General features: G+C 51.5%; 22 protein-coding genes. 11 read left to right on the top strand and 11 right to left on the bottom strand.

What is annotated here, in order from left to right:
• Window positions 1-59: 59 nt before the first annotated feature.
• From ABD931_RS04885 to ABD931_RS04905, 5 genes are all read right to left on the bottom strand, one after another.
• Window positions 60-3302 carry a S41 family peptidase gene (locus tag ABD931_RS04885; RefSeq protein WP_345264528.1) on the bottom strand — a complete coding sequence of 1081 codons (3243 nt, stop codon included), beginning with the start codon at window positions 3300-3302 and terminating at the stop codon, window positions 60-62.
• Window positions 3303-3414: 112 nt separating this feature from the next.
• Window positions 3415-4827, bottom strand: coding sequence for a tetratricopeptide repeat protein (locus ABD931_RS04890; RefSeq protein WP_345264530.1), 1413 nt, complete (start codon window positions 4825-4827; stop codon window positions 3415-3417).
• A 120-nt stretch (window positions 4828-4947) separates the two neighbouring features.
• Window positions 4948-5961, bottom strand: coding sequence for an NAD-dependent epimerase/dehydratase family protein (locus tag ABD931_RS04895; RefSeq protein ID WP_345264532.1), 1014 nt, complete (start codon window positions 5959-5961; stop codon window positions 4948-4950).
• Window positions 5942-6394, bottom strand: coding sequence for a hypothetical protein (locus tag ABD931_RS04900; RefSeq protein WP_345264534.1), 453 nt, complete (start codon window positions 6392-6394; stop codon window positions 5942-5944). Before ABD931_RS04900 ends, ABD931_RS04895 begins: the two co-directional genes overlap by 20 nt.
• Before the next feature lie 43 nt (window positions 6395-6437).
• Window positions 6438-7571 (bottom strand): AAA family ATPase, encoded by a 1134-nt coding sequence (locus ABD931_RS04905; protein ID WP_345264536.1) that lies wholly within the window; start codon window positions 7569-7571, stop codon window positions 6438-6440.
• 103 nt (window positions 7572-7674) lie between these two features.
• On the opposite strand from ABD931_RS04905, the gene metG reads away from it, so the two are divergent.
• Window positions 7675-9723 (top strand): methionine--tRNA ligase, encoded by a 2049-nt coding sequence (gene metG, locus ABD931_RS04910; RefSeq protein ID WP_345264538.1) that lies wholly within the window; start codon window positions 7675-7677, stop codon window positions 9721-9723.
• 98 nt (window positions 9724-9821) lie between these two features.
• The gene (locus ABD931_RS04915; RefSeq protein WP_345264540.1) at window positions 9822-10265 is read left to right on the top strand and encodes a peptidylprolyl isomerase; all 444 of its coding nucleotides are present in this window, start codon (window positions 9822-9824) and stop codon (window positions 10263-10265) included.
• A gap of 229 nt (window positions 10266-10494) precedes the next feature.
• Here the strand turns inward: ABD931_RS04915 and ABD931_RS04920 are convergent, their stop codons facing one another.
• From ABD931_RS04920 to ABD931_RS04930, 3 genes are all read right to left on the bottom strand, one after another.
• Entirely contained in the window at window positions 10495-10929 is a 435-nt protein-coding gene (locus tag ABD931_RS04920) for a hypothetical protein (protein WP_345264541.1), read from the bottom strand.
• A 240-nt stretch (window positions 10930-11169) separates the two neighbouring features.
• Window positions 11170-11736, bottom strand: coding sequence for an aminoacyl-tRNA hydrolase (gene pth, locus ABD931_RS04925; protein WP_345264543.1), 567 nt, complete (start codon window positions 11734-11736; stop codon window positions 11170-11172).
• 93 nt (window positions 11737-11829) lie between these two features.
• Window positions 11830-12696 carry an AraC family transcriptional regulator gene (locus ABD931_RS04930; protein ID WP_345264544.1) on the bottom strand — a complete coding sequence of 289 codons (867 nt, stop codon included), beginning with the start codon at window positions 12694-12696 and terminating at the stop codon, window positions 11830-11832.
• 147 nt (window positions 12697-12843) lie between these two features.
• Between ABD931_RS04930 and ABD931_RS04935 the strand changes: the two genes are divergently transcribed.
• The 9 genes from ABD931_RS04935 (at window position 12844) to ABD931_RS04975 (ending at window position 19766) form a co-directional block, all read left to right on the top strand.
• Window positions 12844-13398, top strand: a complete 555-nt coding sequence (locus tag ABD931_RS04935; protein WP_345264546.1) for an RNA polymerase sigma factor — start codon at window positions 12844-12846, stop codon at window positions 13396-13398.
• A gap of 448 nt (window positions 13399-13846) precedes the next feature.
• Window positions 13847-14179, top strand: coding sequence for a hypothetical protein (locus tag ABD931_RS04940; protein ID WP_345264548.1), 333 nt, complete (start codon window positions 13847-13849; stop codon window positions 14177-14179).
• A gap of 327 nt (window positions 14180-14506) precedes the next feature.
• Window positions 14507-14905 carry a DUF1801 domain-containing protein gene (locus ABD931_RS04945; protein ID WP_345264550.1) on the top strand — a complete coding sequence of 133 codons (399 nt, stop codon included), beginning with the start codon at window positions 14507-14509 and terminating at the stop codon, window positions 14903-14905.
• A 129-nt stretch (window positions 14906-15034) separates the two neighbouring features.
• Complete coding sequence (gene pyrR, locus ABD931_RS04950; protein ID WP_345264552.1) at window positions 15035-15574, top strand: bifunctional pyr operon transcriptional regulator/uracil phosphoribosyltransferase PyrR; 540 nt, start codon at window positions 15035-15037, stop codon at window positions 15572-15574.
• Between the two features lie 198 nt (window positions 15575-15772).
• Complete coding sequence (locus tag ABD931_RS04955) at window positions 15773-16480, top strand: head GIN domain-containing protein (RefSeq protein ID WP_345264554.1); 708 nt, start codon at window positions 15773-15775, stop codon at window positions 16478-16480.
• Window positions 16481-16559: 79 nt separating this feature from the next.
• Window positions 16560-17411 carry a formate dehydrogenase accessory sulfurtransferase FdhD gene (gene fdhD / locus ABD931_RS04960; protein WP_345264556.1) on the top strand — a complete coding sequence of 284 codons (852 nt, stop codon included), beginning with the start codon at window positions 16560-16562 and terminating at the stop codon, window positions 17409-17411.
• Window positions 17412-17455: 44 nt separating this feature from the next.
• Window positions 17456-18139 carry an SDR family NAD(P)-dependent oxidoreductase gene (locus ABD931_RS04965; protein WP_345264558.1) on the top strand — a complete coding sequence of 228 codons (684 nt, stop codon included), beginning with the start codon at window positions 17456-17458 and terminating at the stop codon, window positions 18137-18139.
• 70 nt (window positions 18140-18209) lie between these two features.
• On the top strand, window positions 18210-19190 hold the full coding sequence (gene moaA, locus ABD931_RS04970; protein WP_345264560.1) for a GTP 3',8-cyclase MoaA: 981 nt from the start codon (window positions 18210-18212) through the stop codon (window positions 19188-19190).
• A gap of 90 nt (window positions 19191-19280) precedes the next feature.
• Window positions 19281-19766, top strand: a complete 486-nt coding sequence (locus ABD931_RS04975) for a DUF456 domain-containing protein (protein ID WP_345264562.1) — start codon at window positions 19281-19283, stop codon at window positions 19764-19766.
• A 37-nt stretch (window positions 19767-19803) separates the two neighbouring features.
• Here the strand turns inward: ABD931_RS04975 and ABD931_RS04980 are convergent, their stop codons facing one another.
• The 3 genes from ABD931_RS04980 to ABD931_RS04990 all read right to left on the bottom strand — a co-directional run bounded on the left by ABD931_RS04980 (window position 19804) and on the right by ABD931_RS04990 (window position 21344).
• The gene (locus ABD931_RS04980; protein ID WP_345264564.1) at window positions 19804-20130 is read right to left on the bottom strand and encodes an EthD family reductase; all 327 of its coding nucleotides are present in this window, start codon (window positions 20128-20130) and stop codon (window positions 19804-19806) included.
• Between the two features lie 104 nt (window positions 20131-20234).
• A complete protein-coding gene (locus ABD931_RS04985) occupies window positions 20235-20714 on the bottom strand; it encodes a copper resistance protein NlpE N-terminal domain-containing protein (protein ID WP_345264566.1) in 480 nt (159 codons plus the stop codon).
• Window positions 20715-20780: 66 nt separating this feature from the next.
• Entirely contained in the window at window positions 20781-21344 is a 564-nt protein-coding gene (locus ABD931_RS04990; RefSeq protein ID WP_345264568.1) for a type 1 glutamine amidotransferase domain-containing protein, read from the bottom strand.
• Between the last annotated feature and the right edge of the window lie 77 nt (window positions 21345-21421).

Consider the following 21421-nt stretch of genomic DNA (forward strand, 5'->3'; position numbering starts at 1 on the left):
GATAAGATAACAGAAACGGGAAGCACGTTTGGCTTCCCGTTTCTGTTTGTGTGTAGCGCTTACTTTTTCTCCGCCACCAGCCCCTGTATTTCTGCCATCAGCACCCGAACGGCTTCTTCCAGCTGCTGGTCTTTGCCTTTGCTGACCACTTCGTATTCGTTCCAGATTTTGATGTCGGGTTCGGTCTGCCAGTTCTCCAGGTATTTGCCGTTCATGGCTTTTACGCCCAAGGGCGGCACACCCCAGCGGATGCTGTTGTCCTGCAGGGCTTCCCAGCCGGCAAACGTGCAGGTGCCCGGCACCGGCTGACCCACCAATTTACCCAGTTTCACCTCCTGCACCGTAAAGGCATAGCAATGGCCGTCGGAGTAGTTGGCTTCGTTGGCCAGCGAGATGCTGGGTCTGGTCCAGCGGAAGTTTGGTTCGTAGCCGTTGGAGCGGGTATCCGTAGTGTAGTCCATGAACTTCTTGCCCGACAGGAACATAGCCAGGTCGGCTACCAGGTCGCCCCCGCCGTTGAAGCGGGTGTCAATTACCACGCCCTTCTTATTGGCGAACTTGCCCATAATCTCCTCATAGGTGTTCCGGTACGCACCATCGTTCATGCCCGGAATATGCACGTAGCCCAGCGTTCCGTTCGACAGTTTGTCTACCTCGTCCTGGTTGCGTTTCACCCAGCGCTTGTAGAGCAACTGGCTTTCATCGCCAACGGAAATCGGCTTCACAATGATCTCCCGGCGCGTGTTGCCGTCTACTACTGTCAGCAGCGTGTTCTTACCGGCTTTGCGGTTCAGGTACTGCGCCAGGTCACGTTCCGGTGCAATGATTTCGCCGTCGATAGACTCAATCACCATACCCGCCCGCACGTTCAGGCCGGCTTTGTCCAGCGGTCCGTCTTTCACCACTTCGGCTATCTGAACACCGTTGCCGGTGTAGGCGATGTCGTAAAAAGCGCCCAGCGACGCGGTAGCATCCTGGTTGGTGACCGTTGGGTTATAGCTGGAGCCGCTGTGGCTGACGTTCAGCTCGCCCAGCAATTCAGACAGCATTTCCGAAAATTCGTAATTGGTGCCGATATGCGGCAGGTACTTTTCGTAATCGGGTTTGTAGCTGTCCCAGTTGACGCCGTGCATGGTGGCGGTGTAGAACGTCTTTTTGGTGCGTCGCCAGACATGCTCGAACATAAACTGCCGTTCGGCGGCTACGTTGAGGTTCATGTCGCCGTTGATGCTGATGCTCTCTTGCTTGCCGCTGCTGGGATCGATTTTCTGAATGCGACCGTCGGCGTTCAGGAAAATCGACTTCTGCTCTTTATCCCATACCAGGCTACCGGTCGCACCGTTCAGCGTCACCAGCATTTTGGTTTCTTTGGTGCGCAGGTTGGTAGTCCACAGGTTGTAGCCTTTCTCAAAACGGGCGAGGTAATACAGGTTCTCACCATCTTTGCTGATGAGCGCATCGGCCAGCGACGAGGAGTGAATCGTCAGTTTGGCCCGGCGGGTAGTCAGCCCATCCCAGTCAATAGCCACGGCGGTATCTTTCTTCGCCGTAGCCGTTTTGCCCTTTGTGGTGTCGGCTTTGGTGGCTTTCTCTTCCAGTTCTTTGGCGAGGGCCGCTTCTTCCTTGCTCAGCTTAAACTTATCCCAGGCAGCCTGGGTGAAGAACAGGGCGTATACATCGGCCTGTGAACCGCCACTTTGCGCAACAGCCTTCAACCCATCCCGGTTGCTGAACCACAGCATGGCTTTGCCGCCCATGACCCATTTCGGCCGGAAGTCCTGGAAGCCGCTTTCGCTCAGGTTGGTTACCTTGCCTTTGCCGTCGGCCGGCACCAGACCAATTTCACCGGCGGCAATACCCGGTACACTGTAGTCGAACAGAATCCACTTACCGTCCGGGCTCCACTGGAAATACTGGTCGTTGTCGCCCATCGAGAACAGTTCTTTATCGGTCAGCAGGGTGCGGGTCTGCTTTGAGGCCAGGTTCAGGATCTTCAGCGTCATGCGGTCTTCAATAAAGGCCACTTCTTTACCGTCGGGTGAATAGGCCGGCTGGTAGTTCTCCTTCTCGTTGGTGATGAGCGGAGTTTCTTTCAGTACCGTTGAGGCATAGAAATACGGCTCCTCAGAACGACTCATGCGGGTTTCGTAAATCTTCCACGAATTCCCCCGCTCAGATGAATACAGCAGTGCTTTGCCATCGGGCGAAAAGCTCACGCTGCGTTCCTGTTCAGGGGTATTGGTAATGCGCTTGGTCAGGCCCCCTTCTACGGAACTGACAAATACTTCGCCCCGGAAAATATAGGCTACTTCTTTTCCATTGGGCGAAACGGCCATGTCGCGAACCCCACCGGCAATGGGCAGCACCCGTTCGTTGTTGGTGCGGGCATCGGCGGCAATGGTAACGGCTACTTTCTGCGGTTTAGCGTTCGGCTTCAGGGTGTATAGGTCACCGTCGTAGCTGAAACAGAGCGTACCGTCGTTGGCCTGGCTCAGAAACCGCACCGGGTGTTTCTTAAACGAAGTGAGCGCTTCCGGCTTTGCCGGGTTACCCAGCGATAGCTTATGCACGTTAAACGAGCCGTTGGTTTCGCTCAGGTAGACGAGACTTTTGTCGTTGTCAGTGAAAATCGGGTTGCGATCTTCGCCGTTGAACGTCGTGATTTTGGTATGCTTACCGGTTTTTACGTCGTAGGTCCAGATGTCGCGGGCAATGGAGGAAGTATGATGCTTGCGCCAGGGGTTTTCACCGCCCTTTTTGTCGTGGTACACCAGCCGGGAGCCGTCGCGGTTGAACTTCACATCTTCGGCGGGCGTCGTCAGTAGCTGCTCGACCTTACCGCCAGTCACCGACACCTTGTACAGCTCAGGCTGCGAACCGGTCGGGAACTGCCGGTTCGTGGCTAAGTCCTGGCGGGCTGCGCCAAAGACAACACTCTTGCCGTCGGGCGTAAAATCGTAGGGGTATTCGTTGGTTGAGTGAAACGTTAAGCGCCGGGCTTCGCCACCATCCACCGGAATGACAAACAGGTCGAAGTTGCCGTAGCGGTCGGAGGCAAAGGCAATGGATTTACCATCGCGTGACCAGACCGGCATAAAATCGTGCGCTTCGTGGAAGGTCAGCGGTATGGCACTGCCGCCGGTGGCGGAGACTTTCCAGAGGTCACCTTTGTAAGTAAAAACGATGGTTTTGCCATCCGGCGACACGGCCGGATAGCGGAGCCAGGTGGGGGTCTGCGCCAAAAGCGGGAGCGAAACCAAGAACAAAGAACAAAGGAGCAGGCGGATACAGAGTCTGCGCATGAGTTGATGAAATAAAATTCCGGAGCTAATAAGGAGTTGGTTTAACTATCAAATATACAAACAAAAAGCCACCCTCGTTTGCAGAAGGTGGCTTTTTTGACGTGGTACTAAACTATTCAGATTCAGGTTTACGGTATTGCTGGATAATTTTGTACAGCGCCTTCTGCTTCTCCAGTTCGGGGAAGAACTCAAACAACTGCACGTGAGCATCGTAGTTCAGCGTCAGGGCCGCTTCCAGGTTTAGCAGGGCCTCGCGGTAATAACCGGCGTGGATGAGATAAATCGCAGCCCGGTAGTATAGGTCGGCCTCTTTAGGCAGCTCATCGATACCCATCTGGATAACCTCATTGGCCCGCAGGTAATTGCCCTGGTCAAACGGCACCAGCGACCAGATCAGGTACGAATCCGGATTCGCCGGGTCTACCTCAGCCGCTTTCTCAAACGCTTCGACACTCGACATCACATTGCCGATTTTGTATTCCGTTTCGGCAATGGCCAGCCAGTATTCGCCGTTCTGTTCGTTCAGCTTAACGGCCTTCCGCAGAAACGGCAGTGCTTCGTACCATTTTCCCAACTCACTTAGGCAAACGCCCAGACCATACCAGGCTTCGTCCCACAATCCATCTACCCGAATCGCTTCCCGATACCGTACAATGGCCTCCTGCAGCTTATCCTGTTTTTCGAGGCTGGCCCCGAGGTGGCATAGCGTTTCGGCGGTCGGTTCTTCATGCTTAAGCGTATCGATATAGGCCTGCTCCGCTTTTTCAAACTGGCCTAAATTCATGTATGTATTTCCCAGGTTGAAATACGCCGACGCAAAATCGTCTTTGATAATGGTGGCATAATCATAAGCCTCGGCAGCTTCGGCAAAGCGGGCCAGCTTGCTGTATGCAATGCCGATGTTATACCAGGCATTGTACGAATACGGGTCACGGTCGATCAACTGCTGGTAGTATGATAAGCTGTTCTCCAGTTCGCCGGTTATATCCAGGCAGAACGCCAGTTCATACAGGGCATTCTCGTTGTTGATGTTGAGCTGAATCGACTTTTTATAGCTATCGATGGCCTCGTCAAATTTTCCCCAGTTCTGGTAGCTCTGGCCAAGCTGAAAATAGATGTCGTCTTTATCCTCGGTGCGGTCGAGCATTTCCTCCAGCACCTGCACTGATTCTTCAAACCGGCCCGCCATGTTCAGAATGGTTCCCTGCATATACTGAATATCCAGGTCGGTGGGACTGAACAGGTTGGCGCGGTCAAGCAGTTCAAGGGCTTCGTCAAACTTGCTGTTGTTGGCCAGAATCTGAGCCTTGTCGAGCATTAGTTCCAGTGAGTACGGGAAGTTGTCGAGTCCGGCCTCACAAGCTTTCAGCGCCTTGTCGAGGTCACCTTCGCCGAGATAGTGTTCCACTATCTGCTCATAGACATCCAGGTCAAAAAACTGATTTTCTTTCCGGGCGAGCATCTGCTCAAAACGCCGAAGCGAATCTTTGATATCGCCTTCTCTTTCCTCAAACTCTTGCTCCATGTGAGTACCTCAACGGGTTAAGTAGTGCCTTCGGATAGGGGCCGCACCATGGGCGCGGGCTATCTTGTCACAAGAAAAATACTGATAAAAACCGAAAACGCAAACGCCCAACCCGTTTTTTTACGACCCTTTTAAGGCAGTCGCCACCCGCCGGAGCGTCTCGTCGAGTGGTCGGTAATGAAAGTCAAGCATTTGCATGAGCTTCCGGTTGTCGAAGCGGTACGACTGGCTGGCCGAACGGGCAGTCTCCTTTGTAATAAGCGGAGCTTTGCCCGTGAGCCACGACCGTACAGCCTCTATTCTCCAAAGTATATTGGCCACCGCCGGCGACACCCGCACCCCTGGCGGGCGTTTGCCCATGGCCCTGGCCATCCGTTCCAGTAATTCTTTATACGGCAGCGTGTCGGCGTTCAGGATAAACCGTTCGTTCACGATTTCCGTTTGCATCAATTTGTAAACGGCCTCAGCTACGTCTTTAACATCAACGAAATTAACCGTGCCATCCGTGTAAAAAGGCTTCTCGTCGTATACGTATTTAAAGAGTTGCACGCTGCTGCGGGTCCAGTCGCCTTCGCCCAATACAACAGAAGGATTCACCATCACCGTGTTCAGCCCCTCGGCCACACCCCGCCAGACTTCCAGTTCGGCGCGGTATTTGGTCTGGGCATAAAACGAGTTGTTCGGCGAATCCTCCCATTTCTGTTTCTCATTAATAACAATGGATTGCCCTGGTATAATTCCCTTCGTATTAGGCCTGCCCAGCGCGGCCACCGAACTAATGTAGCCTAATTTATGAATACCGGCCTGCAGGCATACATTGACCACGTTGGCGGTGCCCTCTACATTTATTTTTTCCATGCCCGGCCGGTCCTTCGGCACAAACGACACAATGGCAGCCGCGTGAATCACATCCATATCCGGCCCGATAGCGGCCTGTAGGGAAGGAACATCTGTTATATCCCCCTCATGCCAGGTGATGCGGTCGGCCACATCGGTCAGCAAGCCGTGACCACTGCCCGGCCGGTACAGCGCTTCGACCGCCTGACCAGCCGCCAGGTATCGCCGGGCGATGTGGCTGCCGATAAAGCCGGTGGCGCCGGTGATGAGAACCGGTTTAGGTAGTGATGAAGTCATTCAGAATACGTTCAAGAGTGATTAAGCCGGGGGCTTGACGGTTGCGTAAGGCTGCCAGTAAGTCAATATATGCTCGGTCATGGTCGATGAGGGCGTATTTTAAACGCCTGCCCAGCAGTTTGGGCGAGTCGGGAAAGCCGAACGAGGTAACGTCTAGGTTTACCTGCTCCGCATTCCAGAGCAGAAAACTCTCAAGCGCTTTGTCAATGACAATGAGGTATTGATTACTGCCCGGCTTTTGCTTGACAAGGACACGGTTAGTTGAAGACTGAATGGTAAACTGAGTCAGGTAAATAGGTACTCGCTTTTCTTTATCGTTATCGACCACACCGATTATCACCTCGCCTGATGGTGCGTTGGATAATAGCTTGGCAACTTCCGGTATGCCGAAAGCGTGTTCGACGGATAAGGAATTAAGCAGAAAGCTCATCATGATTGTGTCTGCGTAACATTCAGCAATCACGCGGAATGGAAGGTCAGGCATTTACGGGTGGTTCAAATCGGCGCAAGTTGTAGAACAAGTCAATGCTGAAGCGCTGGACTTCGCTGAGTTCTTCCGTCGTTAACAGCCGCACCTTTGTCTGATAATCCTGATAGTAGGTGATAAATACATTGAGTTGGTCATCATTAAGATGTTCGATTAGAGTTTGCAGCAGATAAGGACTGTGGGTGGCGATGAAGTATTGATTAGTATCGTTCTCGATCATCCGGAACGCAAGTGTCTGTACATAAGGAGGGAAAGAGTGAACTTCCGGCTCTTCAAACAGAAGAATAGCATTTGTATTTGTATCTATTGCTGCCAAATAGAAGATGAATCGTTTGAATGTATCTGAAATATTGGCATATGGGTACTTTATAGCGTAGAAGCTTTCCCGTCTTTGTAGTTCAAAAAGACTATTCTCGAGATCAAGAACCAACTCCTGCTGATTACCTTCAAAAAGAAGAGAAAACTCTTTGAGAAGCTCTTTGTGCCTTCTAAGAACTGCGAATAGATTAGACCCGTCAGGTGGAATAAGCGAGACGGAGTGTTGATTAGGAAATATAGTGAGCCCGCGATAATCAAATTTTTTAACCGTATAGCTTATTTTGCGTGCGTCAAGTACTCGATCGGTAATACGTCCCTCTGCCATAAATGTATGATAAGAGGGACTAACCACATCAAAACCTGAATTATCTTCTTTGATCTTCTGTAGGTAAAAGGCTAATAGTTCATCTGCATCATCATAAGTTATAACTACTTCTGGGGGATATAATTTTAGCATTTGTTCAACGAACAGACTAGATCCTGTAAATGCCTCATACATCTGCTCTAGTAAATGGGCTCGCGATCTAATCAGACACTTTCCTTTATCTGTGGTGACCTCAATATTAGGTGACGTATTATTGTCGTAGAACAATTCTGAGGTCTTTGAATACCTGATTGTATTCTTTAGAAAGCTATCACCGGCATACTCAGGACCCAACAACCCCAGCCCCTCCAAAATATTCGACTTCCCCACGTTCGGCTTGCCGATGAAGACATTGACCCGCTTGCAGTCGAAGCGGAGGTCTTTAATGGACTTGAAGTTTTTTATATCAACCCACTGAAGGAAATTATTGGTGCTTTCCATGTTATGTAAGAACCAACGGGTGTGCGACCCGTACAGCCTGTTTGCGTAAACATAACAACGTTCAGGCTTGAATTGCTAATTTTGCGCAAAATTCACTGACGGCATGTCCTTAGAAAATCCACAGCGTTATACGGTCACGGCGGCCCTCATCTACGCCAACGGCCCTATCCATATCGGTCACCTGGCCGGGTGCTACCTGCCGGCTGACATCTACGTGCGCTACCTCCGCAGTACCGGCAGAGATGTGGCCTTTATCAGCGGTACCGACGAGCACGGTGTGCCCATTACCATCAAAGCCAAAAAAGATGGCGTAACCCCGCAGCAGATCGTCGATAAATACTACGTCCAGATTAAACAGGCGTTCGAGGATTTCGGGATATCCTTCGATACCTATTCCCGAACCACGAGCCCGGTTCACCACGAAACGTCACAGGAGTTTTTTCTGAAACTTTACAACGACGGCAATTTCGTGGAGGAGGTATCGGAGCAGTATTTTGATGAAGTGGCCCAGCAGTTTCTGGCCGACCGCTACATTATCGGTACCTGCCCGGTTTGCGGCAACGAAAACGCCTACGGGGATCAGTGTGAGCGTTGCGGCTCGGCTCTCAGCCCCACCGAACTGAAAAATCCCCGCTCCACCCTGTCAGGTTCGCAGCCGGTGCTACGGCCAACCAAAAACTGGTACCTGCCCCTCGACCGGATGCAGCCGGAGATTGAGGCCTACGTCAACAGCCATCCCGAATGGAAAACCAACGTTTTTGGTCAGTGCCAGTCATGGCTGAAAGAAGGCCTGCGCCCCCGCGCCATGACCCGCGACCTGGAATGGGGGGTAAAAGTGCCGCTGCCGGATACCGAAGGCAAAGTGCTATACGTCTGGTTTGATGCCCCCATCGGCTACATTTCCATGACCAAAGAATGGGCCGCTGAGCAGGGTCGCGACTGGGAACTGTACTGGCGCGACCAGCACACCAAACTGGTGCATTTTATTGGGAAGGATAATATTGTCTTCCACTGTATCATCTTCCCGGCCATGCTGATGGCGGAGGGCAGCTATATCCTGGCCGAAAACGTGCCCGCCAACGAGTTCATGAACCTCGAAGGCGACAAGATTTCGACCTCCCGCAACTGGGCCGTCTGGCTGCACGAGTACCTGGAGGAGTTGCCCGGTAAGCAGGATGTACTCCGGTATGTACTGGCCGCCAATGCGCCCGAAACCAAAGACAGCGAATTTACCTGGAAAGATTTTCAGGCCCGTAACAACAACGAACTGGTCGCCGTTTTCGGCAACTTTGTTAACCGGGCGGTGGTGCTGACCCAGAAGTTCTGCGACGGTAAAGTACCTGCTTTGTGCGAACCCAATGAATACGACCAGCAGGCACTGGACGAACTGGCCCTGTTTCCCGACCGCATCGGGCAGGCCATTGAGCAGTACCGCTTCCGTGAGGCTCTGTCGCAACTAATGGATTTGGCGCGGCTGGGCAACAAGTACCTGGCGGATACGCAACCCTGGCAGGTGGTTAAGACCGACCCGCTGCGCGTAAATACCATCATGAACATTGCCCTACAGATTACGGCCAACCTGGCCATTGTTTGTGAGCCCTTCCTGCCGTTTACGGCCGAGAAGCTGCGGCAGCAACTGAACATGGAGAAAATGACCTGGATTAATGCCGGCCGGGCCGACCTGCTGCCGGATGGACATGAACTGGGCAAGGGCGAACTGCTGTTCGCCAAACTGGAAGACGACGTTATCAACCAGCAAATTCAAAAACTACACGACGCCAAACGTATGAACGAACTGGCCACCAAAACCGTACCGGCCCTCAAATCTGAAATTAACTACGATGATTTTGCCAAAATGGACATCCGCATCGGCACCATTATAGAAGCGGAGCGGGTACCAAAAAGCGACAAACTGCTGAAGCTGAAAGTTGATGACGGCCACGGACAGCGGCAGATTCTGAGCGGTATCGCCAAACATTTTGCGCCGGAAGCTATTATTGGTAAGCAGGTAACCTTCCTGGCCAACCTCGCCCCCCGCAAGATGATGGGCCTGGAATCTCAGGGCATGATTCTGATGGCCGAAGACCGCGACGGCAGTCTCTCCCTCATCATGCCTGATAAGCAGGTCTGGAACGGCGGGACGGTGAGCTAATTTCTAAAAAGTGAAAGCGTGGGGCGCGTAGCCCGAAGAAACGTTCTTTTGCCGGCCACTCTTTCACTCATTCGCTCGTTCACTCTTTAATTTTTCCTATGAAAGCACAAATGCGTACCGAGAAAGGTACAATGACCATTGAGTTTTACGATCAGGACGCGCCCAAAACCGTCGACAATTTTCTGAACCTTGCCAAATCAGGCTATTACAATGGTGTGACATTCCACCGGGTAATACCCAATTTTGTGGTGCAGGGTGGTGACCCGACCGGAACGGGTGCCGGCGGACCAGGCTATACCATTCCGTGCGAACTGGACGGAGACAATCAGTACCACGACCGGGGCGTATTGTCGATGGCGCATCGGGGCCGAAACACCGGCGGTTCGCAGTTTTTCATCTGCCTGAGCCGGGAGAACACCAAGCACCTCGACCGGAATCATACTTGCTTTGGGAAAGTGGTAGAAGGAATCGACGTAATTGACCAGATCCGGCAGGGTGACAAAATTCTGGATATTACGGTCCTGGAAGAAGAGCAGGCGTAAAACCTGGGAGCAAAAAGAAAGCCGTATCGCAGTTTATTTTGTGATACGGCTTTTTTATACTAATCTAGGAATTGGTGTAGCTACCTATAAAAAAGATAAAGCCTCCCGATCGTTGCGAGAGGCTTTATACTGACTATTCCTAAACCCTTAACCTTTTCTACATGAAAAACTAACTTTAACCCTTTTCTGTTCCTGAGAACTTAGCTTTTTTTAAGAATTTTACCTTCTCTTAAAGCTCTATTTGTTCTTGCTGGCCGGCTTCAACACTCCACAGGAAATTTATGATCCGGGTTGTGTAATCTGCCTGATTTTGCCAGCGACCGGCCTCTGTACCTTTTTGCTTTGCCAGTTGCTTGCTTAATTGAGACGCAGCTGCATTGAATTGGTCACGAGCTTCTGTCGTCAGGTTAAGTAGCGCTGCCGGGTTTTGATTATATAACATGACAACACTGTAAAAGTTTTGCCAGTCGCTTTTCCGGACCGACCGGCCGATTCGCTGCTCAACGTAGGTAGCTAATTGCTTTTCTGAACCGTTGATCAGCAATGCGCTTGCCGGCTTGTTGGCTGCCGGGCTATCATCAAGTGTGGTGGTAGCCGCGTTTGCCTTACTGGTCACCAATCCTAATCCAAGAACCAGTGATGCAAAGATAACACGCGTTTTCATAGTTTTGTTCTATTTTGTTTACAATGATAGAACGTACCACGCTGGTAATAAGTTTATTTTTGTTTCTCTCTTTATAGGGCTGCTTTGAAATTTTATTTTTTATATTCTTCTGATTGAACGGTATAGGTCTATATATTTTGCTGATTTCGGTCAATATGCATAATTTTATTTTGTACGAACAGGTGTTGATTTGTATAAAAAATATTATTGCTCTACTTGAAAGTTCTTTAAAATATCCTATTATTGGTTAAAAATATTCATTGTTTGTTGTATGCCGATAGTGCAAAAACTAATAACTGCATCACCCGCCCGGTCCAGAACCTCCGGTAACTGCTCAACTTCTTCGTCAGGAAACTGCCCCAGCACGAAATCTACCTGCCGTCCTTTGCTGAATTGACTGCCGATGCCGAAGCGTAATCGGGCGTATTCCTGTGAGTTCAGCACCTCATCAATATTCCGTAACCCATTATGGCCACCTGGTGAGCCTTTGGACCGTAGCCTGAGTTTACCGAATGGTAAATCCTTATCGTCAGTGATCACCAGAAGGTTATCAACCGGAATGTTCTCCTGCTTCATATAATACGAAACTGCCCGGCCGCTGAGGTTCATGTAGGTAGTTGGCTTTATCAGCACAATCTGCCTGCCTTTGTGCCGCCACTCGGCAGTGTAGGCGAGCCGTTGCATCGAAAACCGAAAATCGTTTTGAGCGGCTAGCCGGTCAAGAACCATAAAGCCGGCATTATGGCGGGTGAGGGCGTATTCGGGACCAATGTTGCCGAGGCCGACAACCAGAAACTTTGAACTCATTCCGTGTAACCTATGAATTGTTCTGCAATCAGGCCGCAAAGTTGAGAATTTATGCGGGCAATCGCTATAGGCTGCTTCAAAACAGCGGCAGCCTCAGGCTATATGCTGCTGCTGATATTTTAACGGACTTAGCCCGGTATGCGCTTTGAAATATTTGTTGAAGTTCGAGAAGTTATTGAAACCGCTCTCGTAGCAAACCTGAGCAATACTGAGTTTACCTTCCAGCAGTAACCGGCAGGCATGACCGATCCGGAGTTCGAGCAGAAACTGGGAATACGTTTTACGGGTACGGGATTTAAAGTAGCGGCAGAAGGAGTTCGGGCTTACGCTGGCTACTTCGGCAATCTCTTCCAACGAAATTTTCTGCTGAAAATTGGCAATAGAGTAAGCATAGATGCGGTTAATCTGGTCGGCTTCGGCTTCGGAGATGCGTGCAAACTGGCTGCTGCTGGAGAGTACCGTTGTATCATTGGAGATCGCAATGGTCTGCAGGGTAGTGAGAAGCAGCAAAATACGCTCAGGACTGGGGGCGATCCGCAGTTTAGTCAGCAGATCCTGTACCCGCTGCTGCGTAGCACCAGTAACCCGGATACCGGCCCTCGCTTTGTCGAGCAGCGCTTTGATGGGCCTGTTTTCCGGTAATTGCAGAAACCGTTCGCCCCAGAAGTTTTCCTGAAAGTGGACTACCGTGGCAATTGACCACAAATCACTCTCGCCGGCAAAATACCGGTCTTCACTCCGCCAGTAATGGGGTAGATTGGGGCCAACCAGCAGGACATCGCCATCCTGAAAGTTCTGAATACTGTCGCCGATAAGCTGCGTTCCGGTGCCGGATTCTATGTGAAGTAGTTCTATTTCAGGGTGATAGTGCCACCGGTTGTAGAAATAGGGTACCTTGTCCTGGCGGACGCTAAACGAGTACTCAAACCCAATCGGCACTTTTAGTAATTGCGGCTTCATACCATCTAATTGTCAGGGTTATTGACCTATGTACGCTAATTATGCCAAAATATATCAAAAATATGCCAATTTGCTAACAGATATAGAGCCTGACCGGCTGTTGCTTTGCATTACTGTACCCACCCCCCAGCAAGCAGCAGAATCTTTATGACGGCAGTTGAATACCAGCTTTGGATGGATTTTCTGGACGGTAATGAAGCGGCTTTTGGCCAGTTATACCAGCGTTATTATAAGGATTTGTACCGGTACGGGAAGACACTGGAGGCCGACGAGGAACTCATAAAAGACGCTATTCAGGATTTGTTTATCAACCTGCACCAGTACCGCTCCGGTCTGAAGCCGGTGACCTCCGTCAAATTTTACCTGATGGGTTCGCTCCGGCACAAGCTACAGGGCTACTTCCGGCAAGCGAAACGGAATGAAGAAACCTGCCAGGGACTACTGCACCTGGACGCTCCCGTAGACGTATCAGCCGAAGACCGGCTCATTGATGCGGAACGGTGCGGAGCGCTGCACCATAAATTAGCGGAAGCGGTAAATAATCTGCCCAGCCGGCAGCGGGAGGTGATCCGGATGAAGTTCTATGAAGAACAACCGCTTCCGTTTATCGAGCAGACGATGAACATCCGGTATCAAACCGTTGCCAACCTTTCCAGCCGGGCGCTGAAACGCCTGAATACCGAATTGAGCAGTTATTTGTAAACCCTACCGGAATCTGTTGACTGCCCACGGTCTCTATCTCGCTTATAGCTTTGACCCGGTCCATTTTGCGTTCTCACGAACGCTCCCTCTGCTCCTTCTCCTGTTCGCACTGATTGTTTACCGCTCGCGTTACTGGTTCTTTTCCCTACTCCCGACGGCTTTCACGTTTGATCAGCAGAGGGCACCTCAACCCTGTAAAGCGCTTACAACGGCTGTCGTTTGGCGATGGAGCCTTTATTCTTTCTAATGAGAAAGCCTATGACCTGGATTATGACAGACACAGAGGAGAAGCCCAACGCCGTAACTCGGTGCCCAGGAAAATTTTAGCCTTTTTCAGGGAAAAGAATTGAGCTTCTGAACGCTCATAACATCTTTCGGCAAACAATCCTATGAGCTACTATGTTATTGTCTTCAAACAAAACCTGCCGAAGAGGCAGACTAAAACGTTATGAAAATGAAAAAGGTAATGATCGCGGCCGCTGTAAGTGCCGCTCTATTGTGGTCAGGAGGTGCGTTTGCCCAGGCCGTGCAGGAGGCTAAAGAAGCCAAAAAGGAGATGAAGGCCGAGAAGAAAGTGGCCAAAGCTCAGAAAAAGTTGAAGAACGCTAAGGAAGATAAGGGGATTGTGGGTATTACCAGTCCTGAAACGAAGATAGCAAAAGCGGAAAAGAAGCGCGAAAAGGCTATTAAAAAGGAAATAAAAAGCGACGCTAAAGATCTGAAAGCGAAAGCTAAACGCAGAACTAAAAAAGCCGACCGAGTAGTAACACCCAACAGCTAAGCTCGCCCGAAAGACCAGCCGGTGGCAACCTTTGGGAAGCCACCGGCTTTTTTTATTATTGCGCTGATTAATTTTGGATAGCTCCTTTTATCAGTATGGCAACAAAAAATAAGACACTAGAAACTGAGGTTGACATAAGGGAGTTCGTAAAGGGTGCATTTCAAAACTACCAACAACACTCTTGCATGCATTCATTTATAACCCAATCCGTTTAAAATCGCTGGGTTCATAGTGTTTTTTGAGACTGAATAGTGTCTATTTATGTTGAAAGTAGAGTCTTGTATGGCTTAAATGATAAAATGAGTACCTTTTGTTGGTATTTCTGAAATGCACCCGTTCGTAAACTCATTTGTTGACAATGAACAAAAAAGGGCTGACAGTTATCAACTGATAGAATTAATGTCACAATGGTCAGGCTTTGAACCCAGAATGTGGGGACCGGCAATTATTGGGTTTGGCAGTTATCATTATAAATATACAAGTGGACACGAAGGGGACGCCCCACTTATCGGGTTTTCACCGCGAAAAGCAGCGTTTTCGTTATATGTATCAGTACTTGGCCACGACAATAAAAATCTGCTTAGTGAATTGGGGAAGTATAAAATGGGTAAAGCCTGTATTTATGTCCAAAAATTATCCGACCTGAACATCGAAACACTGGAGCGACTAAGTAAAGCGACGATAGAATACATTACCAAAAATCAAAGCCCAGTCCAAAACCGCTGATGCCTGTACCATTGTCGCCCTGACCGCCCACGAATACTGTCCTGCTGAGCCGTTCTTTGTTGCCGGACACCCGCTAAAAATCTGCCGCTGCTCACGGCCCACTGCCGCCGGTCTCCGTATATTTAAGGCATGAATCAGAAACGCCTAATCCTGAGCAGTCCGCTGCTGGAAATTGTCATTAGCCGGCTTTGCCAGGAGTTAATCGAAAACCACCAGCAGTTTGACGATTCCGTCGTGCTCGGCCTGCAGCCGCGTGGCATTTACCTGGCCGAGCGGATCGTGCGCGAACTGGGCCGCACCCTCGGCAAGGATATTCCGCTGGGATATCTGGATGCAACCTTCTACCGCGATGATTTCCGGCGTCGCGATACGCCCCTGAGGCCCAATACTACCCATGTCCCTTTCCTGCTGGAGAAGAAAAAGGTAATCCTGATTGACGATGTCATCTCCACCGGCCGGATGGTGCGGGCCGCGCTGGATGCTATGACGGCTTTTGGACGACCCAGCAAAATAGAATTGCTGGTGTTGATTGACCGGCGCTACAACCGGGAATTACCCATTAAACCGGGATATATCGGCCAGCGAGTCAATACCCTGGAGTCGCAGCGGGTGCTGGTCGAGTGGACCGAGCAGGGGGCCGAAACCGACCGCATCTGGATGATGGAATAAAAAATTTTCAACTGGTGTAGGGGTGAAGGGTTGGATGGATGTCTTAGCCTCAAAACCCGGAAATCCGACGAGGTTTGTCCGCCGAAAAGGCAGGTTCATCCCGAGAAACAACCGATTCAGCAAAAGCAATTTTTTCCTGGGGCAGGTTTGTCGGAAATTTGGGTGTCTGAAGTTCAAACATTTACAGTATTCACACCCATGAAACGTCAATTTATCCACACCATTTTTGCTCTTTTACTGGCTGGTTTAACCGCCTGCGAAAACACCTTTATTGGCCCCTACGAAGAGACCCGGCAGACTTACGGGCTTACCGGTTTCGACCGGCTCGACATGGGCAGCGCCTTCCGTATCACCGTTACCAGGGGCAGCACCTTCGCCATTGAAGCCAAAGGCAACCAGCGCGATATCGAAGACCTGGACATCTACACCCGTAATGGTACACTCTACGCCAAGTACCGGAATCCGCTGCGCTCACGTCGTTACAGCATGAATATCGACATTACCATGCCGGAACTGCGGGGCGTCGATTTCTCCGGAGCCTCCAAATCGACGGTAACGGGCTTTACCAATGTCCGCGAACTGGATGTTAAGTTGTCGGGCGCTTCTAAATCAACCGTTGAGGTAACTGCCGGCCGGCTGAACATCGACCTGTCGGGGGCTTCTGACCTGTTCCTGAAAGGCAACGGCGGAGTAATTCGCGGTGAATTGTCAGGTGCCAGCAAGGTAGAAGCCTACGACTTCCCGGTTGACGAAGCCGACCTGGATTTGTCCGGGGCCAGCAACGCTTACGTGCGAGTTGATAAGAACCTGACGGTGAAAGCCAGCGGTGCCAGCGATGTACGCTACCGGGGTACACCCGTAGTTCGCTCGCAGGTGTCAGGTGCCAGCAAAGTGCGGCAAGACTAATTACGCTTAAGAGAGTCACTCAAACGCTTTTCTGCGCAACCATTCCGATAGTCGGGACGTTTAGCAGAAAAGCGTTTTTATGTCATCTGTTTCCCCCGTCATAATTGTTAAAGTCTCCGCCGACGCTGCAACGGAGCAGCCCGATCTGCTGGCGGTGGAAGAACCCCTGGAAATTCGCCTGGGTTACGGATCTCGCGATGACCGCCGGCAGCGCAGCCTCGCCGTAACCATGCGCACGCCCGGCCATGACCCTGAACTGGCGCTGGGCTTTTTGTACACCGAAAATATTATTCAGCAGGCCGGCGATGTGGTATCGGTTCGGCACTGCGTGTCTGACGCCGACAAGACCGGCAATGTGATCAGGGTGGAGTTGCAGCCCGAGGTAATAGTCGATTGGCAGGCGCTGGAGCGCAACAGCTATACGGCATCGAGCTGTGGGATCTGCGGCAAAACATCCATTGAGGCTGTGCAGGCTGTTTGTTCGGCAAAACTGACGGACGAGTTTCGGCTCGATGCGGGTATTGTGAACAGCCTGCCGGATACCCTGCGGCAACGTCAGCGTACCTTTACCTATACCGGTGGACTTCATGCCGCGGCCTTATTTGACGCTACTGGCTCCATTCACCTGGTCCGGGAAGATATTGGCCGGCACAACGCACTCGACAAGCTTATTGGCGCTTCGTTCTGGCAGGGCTGGTTGCCCTTGCAGCAATATGGCGTACTGGTGAGCGGCCGCATCGGTTTCGAGCTGGTGCAGAAAGCCTGGCGGGCCGGCATTCCGCTGCTGGCGGCTGTGGGTGCCCCGTCGAGTCTGGCCGTTGATCTGGCCAAAGAAGCCGGCATGACGCTGCTGGGCTTTGTGCGGGAAGGACGCTTTAATATCTATACGGCTCCCGAACGGGTTATAAACCCGGTCGCTTTTTCCGGATAGAATTGTTTCTTTGCATCCTATACTTATCTGCTCTGATAACGCCTATGTCAACTGTTTTACTCACTGGTGGGGCCGGGGGGCTCGGCCGTTCGGTCACGAAAAATCTGCTCAGCCACGGTCATCACATTGTGGCTACCCTGCAACCCGGAACGTCGCTGCCCTCTCAGGAAAACCTGGTTACCCATGAACTCGACCTCACCGACGAGGTCGGCTGCCAGAAACTGGTGCAGCAAGTGACGAGTGAGTATGGTACCATTGATGCTGCTGTGCTGCTGGTTGGGGGCTTTGCGATGGGCTCACTGGCAGAAACTGATTTTGCGGCCATCGACCAAATGTACCGGCTTAACTTCCAGACGGCTTACCACATGGTCCGGCCGGTGTTTGAGCAGATGAGCCGACAGGAGCAGGGCGGGCGTATTGTGCTGATTGGTGCCCGGCCGGCGCTGGTACCCGAAGTAGCTCAGCATATGGTAGCGTACTCGCTGTCAAAATCGCTGATTATTAAACTTTCAGAGATTATTAATGCCGCCGGTAACGACAAAAATATCATTTCGACGGTTATTGTACCCAGCACGCTCGATACCCCTGCCAACCGGGAGGCTATGCCGGATGCAGACCCGCATAATTGGGTGAGCCCCGATGAACTGGCCGAACTGATTGCCTTTGTTACCTTCGGGCCGGGTCAAATGCTGCGTGAGCCAGTGCTGAAAGCCTACAATAAAGCATAGGGAATGCGACCAAATATGCTATTTTTGTGTTAGGACTGAGTCAAAGGTCATTGACATACACTGCCTTCGCATGATTTTCGATAACCATAACCGCCCTATAACCTACCTGAGGCTGGCCGTAACGGACCGCTGCAACCTGCGGTGCTTTTACTGCATGCCGGAGGAGGGAATAAAGTACCTGCCCAAAGCGCAGCTGCTGACGTACGAGGAAATGGAGCGGCTGGTACGTGTGCTGGCGCAACTTGGTGTCTCGAAGATACGGATAACCGGTGGTGAGCCTTTTGTGCGGAACGGCCTGATGGGATTTCTGGAGAAACTAGCCCATACCGACGGCATCACCGACTGGCACATCACCACCAACGGCGTACTGACGGCCCCGCAGGTGCCGGATCTGGTGCGGCTGGGTGTGGGCTCCGTCAATCTAAGCCTGGATACGATGGATCGGGAACGCTTCCGGCAGATTACCCGCCGGGACGAACTGCCTGCCGTGCAGCATACGCTCGACGCCCTACTGGCGCATAATGTGCCGGTGAAGCTGAATGCCGTGGTCATGGAAGGCAAAAACATCGCAGACATCCCGCTGCTGGCCGAACTCACCCGCGAGCACCCGATTGAGGTGCGGTTTATCGAAGAAATGCCCTTTAACGGGGAGGGAAGCCACTACCCGGTCCTAAACTGGACCCACCGGCGTATTCTGGACGAACTGCGTACACTGTATCCCGACATTGCCAAACTACCCGACCCGGCCAACTCAACATCCTACACCTATCAGGTACCGGGTCATGCCGGCACCATAGGCATCATTGCCGCCTTTAGCCGGACGTTCTGCGGCACCTGCAACCGCATCCGTCTGACGGCTCAGGGGACCCTGAAAACCTGCCTGTACGATAGTGGTGTATTGGACATTCGGGCCTTGCTGCGCTCCGGAGCTACCGACGACGAGTTGAAAGCCGCTTTTCTGAAAGCCTTTGCCCACCGGCCAAAAAACGGCTTTGAAGCCGAGCAGCATCGCAGCCCAGTGACGGAGTCTATGTCGACAATTGGAGGCTGAGGTTCCGGCCAGCATCCTTGCTGGCCTTTTAAATCAGCCAAATTGTTGAAAATCTAACATGGCCAGCAAGGATGCTGGCCGGGACATTCAATGGATATTCTCCTGCTGATACTTGGTTTTGCGGGCTTATTGATTGGACTGGCCGGCGCGGTGCTGCCTTTGCCGGGGCCACCGTTGAGCTACGCTGGCTTGCTTTGCCTGCACTTCTCCCGGTACGCTGATTTTAGTCTGCCTGTGCTGGTTGGTTTAGGGGTGATTACAGCCGTGGTTGCCGTGCTGGATTATTATGTGCCGATCTGGGGCACTAAACGGTTTGGCGGTACCAAAGCCGGAACCTGGGGGGCTATGATCGGCGTAGTGGTCGGCTTTCTATTTATTCCGGTGATTGGCGTCTTTGTGGGCGCGTTTCTGGGCGCTCTGGTTGGGGAGCTACTGGGAGGAGCCAACATAAATTACGCACTGAAAGCCGCTTTTGGCTCCTTTGTCGGCTTCCTGGCTGGTATTGTGATGAAAGTAATCCTCTGCCTGGTGATGCTGGGCTACGCTATCTACGCAGTATGGCCGCAGATTGGCTAAGAAAAGCCCCGGCCGCCGGGCCGGGGTAGGTTTATTTTTAACAGGGTGTTGATATAAGCTCCTGGCTGATTTGCATCTGGGGCTGAACATCTGTGAAATTCGACATGTCCCGGATAAATTCTTCCCCGTACACTTCCAGGGCAATATGTAGTTCTTCGAGGCTGTTAAAGTTCAGTCGTCCGATCATGCTGTAGGTGGTTGGTGAATCGGGGGTTACACCAGCCATGCCTTCTTCTACCTCAACCCGAACCAATCCCAGCGGGGCGAGCCGCTCTTTAACCATTGGAATGTGCTTGTCCAGGTAATAACGCATATCAAAATGGCTATTGGTATTCTGTGGGTAAAGGACCGTAAGCTTAACCATGACGTACAAGGTTTTAAGTGAAATTTCCCATTTAGGTTAATGAAGGTAGTAAATAAGAATGAGATTTACGCACCCAGCTAAAAAGGAAAAATGGTCAGGCTTAGCTAATTACCCGATTCTGGCTGCTTTCTGACCAGCCAGGCAGGTTCTGAGGTGCTTACCAGCCGCTTCTGCCGGTCGAGCAGCCGCAGCGTATCGTCGTTGATGCGGAGGTAATTTTTTATTTCTCTGGGTTTGTTCGGGTCCAGCTGCACCACCATGGCGTCGTTATCAGTGGCGGTGCCGCGCAGGGTAATATAGGTACCCTGTTTGGTATAGGTCCGGTCGCCTTTACTGGTGCCCAGGTAGACCTGCTTTAACTGGTACAACTGCCGGGAATTGTTCGGATTGATGTTTAACGTTAGCTCCGTCTGAATACCCTTGCATTTCGGACAGGGGAGTAAACCCTCGTACACAACTCTATTAACGGGTGGTGCTCCGGTATCGGTGGAGATGACCGGGCCGCCCGACACAGTTGCTGCGGGTTTGGTGCGGGCGCAGGCAGCCAGGATGACCAGCGAAAGGATTATCATTAAGTGTCTCATAACGGTAGTTGTCAGCAAATAACCCCGACCTGTTGGGCCGGGGTTGAGTGTATTCAGGGCTTCTGATCAGGCGTGTTGCCGTTCGTGAATGCCCTCCTTAATTTCTTCGATCATTTTGCGGTTGAAAGCCGGAATGTCATCCGGCTTTCGGCTGGTGACCAACCCCTGATCCGTTACTACTTCCTGATCTACCCAGTTGGCTCCAGCATTTCGGAGGTCGGTCTGAATAGAAGGATAGGAGGTCAGTTTGCGGCCGCGCACCACATCGGCCTCGATCAGCATCGTAGGAGCATGACATATGGCCGCTACCGGTTTGCGGGCTTCAAAAAAGTGCCTGACAAACGCCACCGCTTTTTTCTCCATTCGCAGATGGTCGGGGTTCATTACCCCACCGGGCAGCAGCAGCGCATCATAGTCTTCCGGATTGGCCTGGTTCAACGGAACATCAACCGGGAATACATCACCCCAGTCGGTTTCGTCCCAGCCTTTTACTTCGTCATCCTTCGGCGCAATCAGATGCGTTTGGATACCCTGTTCTTCTAACGCCTTGCGAGGCTCGGTCATCTCAATCTGCTCAAAGCCATCCGTCAGCAGAATGGCCACTTTCTTGCCCTGCAGTTTGTTGTCCATAACGTTTTTCTTTTGGTAAGAAATTGTGTTTTCTTAAAGATGTAACCGGAAATTGGCCTAAAGGTTAAGAAAAGGGC

It is taken from the genome of Nibrella viscosa (assembly GCF_039541875.1).
GTDB classification, from domain to species: Bacteria; Bacteroidota; Bacteroidia; order Cytophagales; family Spirosomataceae; genus Nibrella; species Nibrella viscosa.